Origin of the sequence: Cupriavidus phytohabitans, from assembly GCF_000426345.1 — a bacterium.
Classification (GTDB): Bacteria; Pseudomonadota; Gammaproteobacteria; order Burkholderiales; family Burkholderiaceae; genus Cupriavidus.
Window position 1 is genome coordinate 1 of sequence record NZ_AUFE01000219.1, and the last position, 1,595, is coordinate 1,595.

At 57.3% G+C, this 1,595-nt stretch carries 1 protein-coding gene and 1 pseudogene; both read left to right on the forward strand.

Translation table 11 applies throughout. From position 1 onward, the window contains the following. Positions 1 to 38: 38 nt before the first annotated feature. Positions 39 to 173, forward strand: a pseudogene (locus tag K309_RS41370) (transposase domain-containing protein); the annotation flags it as partial. Between the two features lie 261 nt (positions 174 to 434). Then, complete coding sequence (locus K309_RS44270; protein WP_084402727.1) at positions 435 to 1,379, forward strand: YopT-type cysteine protease domain-containing protein; 945 nt, start codon at positions 435 to 437, stop codon at positions 1,377 to 1,379. Positions 1,380 to 1,595 lie beyond the last annotated feature (216 nt).

The window sequence follows — 1,595 nt, forward strand, 5'->3', positions numbered from 1 at the left end:
ATTCCCCGCCTGTACACCAGTTTCGACTTTAGCTCCAGGTGGAGACGGCCAAGGCCAACGGCGTTGATCCGTACCGGTATCTCGTTGCTGCGCTCAAGCTCCTGCCAAAAGCGCAGACTGCTGACGACTACGAGACACTGCTGCCTTGGAATCTGACGCCGGCGCAGTCCTAACTCGCGCTGGCTCAGTCGGCAAGACTGCCTACGCAAGGTCAGCAACGGCTGGGGTGCTGCAGTGGTTCCTCGCTGGCGCAACGTAATCGGGTTAGGGACAGAGATCAGTGACCGCTCGAAGGCGGTCGCATGAGGCGCTGCAGCGTGGAAAGGCGTAGCCCTTGCTTTTCGCAAAACGCCCCCAGATTTCGTGCAGGTATTCGACATACGGTACGTCTCCAAAGAAACATCTCGGCTCAACAATGAAATTTAGGAAATACAATGCAGGTCAACAGAAGGACTACTCATATCGAGCCTCACAGCTCAGCTGTGTCTGGGAGTACCGAGCCGGTAGTTTCGGTAAAATCCACACGGGCAGCCACGCCGCGTCGAGCTGCTGGGCAATTGCCTGATTTGCCGCCCCGTAGCCCATCTTCTTCCACGAAGGTCAGCATAGAGCCGTCGCCTCTTCTCGTTCCCCGTTCAACGAGTCCACTGGCCCGGAGAACACCGCTGGACCTCAAAAAGGCCTCGGACAACGGCTGTATCAGTTCTTCATTGAGCCGAACGCCCTCGGACAGGTACCAGGCATCCACGACGTCTTCCACGACGTCTGCGCGACATTCTGCTGCTTCAGTGTCTGACTCCCTGGGCGACAGTACTCACCACGACCTTTCGGACTATCAGGTCGCATCAGCTGACCTCAATAGAGCGAATATCTGTGCAGGTTTGTCTACGGAATGGCTGCGCTTGAAGGGGGCTGGAACCGCGAGCAGCCGGCTGGACACCCTGGCGCCAGGGAACGCCGCGTACGACACAGCAGCTATGAGGCATGAGCGATATCACCACGCTATCGCCCACGCACACCGCAGCGGGGCCGAGGAGCCGATTACCGAAGGTGCGCAAGCGATCTTGAGGGACGCAGGTTTGCGAAAGATTGGCCAATCGACAACGATTTATTGCTCTCCCTACCGAGGCTTGGGTGCAGTTGCTGAACCTCTGGCGAAAAGCAACACCAGATATCTCGTCAGTCTGCGATTCCAGAACGGGGAAGGACATGCCATCGCCGTTGCGACCAGTGGAAATCGCACGAAGTTGTTCGATCCGAACTACGGAGAATACGGAGCGGCGCCCGACCAAGTGCATGGACTCCTCCGGTCATTGGCAGCGCACTATAGTGCACAAGATCTGGATCTCGCTGCTGTCAACCTGCACCGGGTCCAGTAACTCTTGCGCCACAGCCGCCGTGTCCTTGCTTCAGCTTCCGACAGGTCTTCTTCAGGCTCGAGAAGGTGTCACGGCATTGACGACCGAGTTCGCTGCGTGTGCCGCCACTGAACTTCCGCTTTTTCACTTGATCGCGAATGTCCCGTTCACTGCCATTTGTATGCAGTGGCACGAGATAAAGTCAAATCTGGTGTACGAAGGTTGATCGTGGCCGGT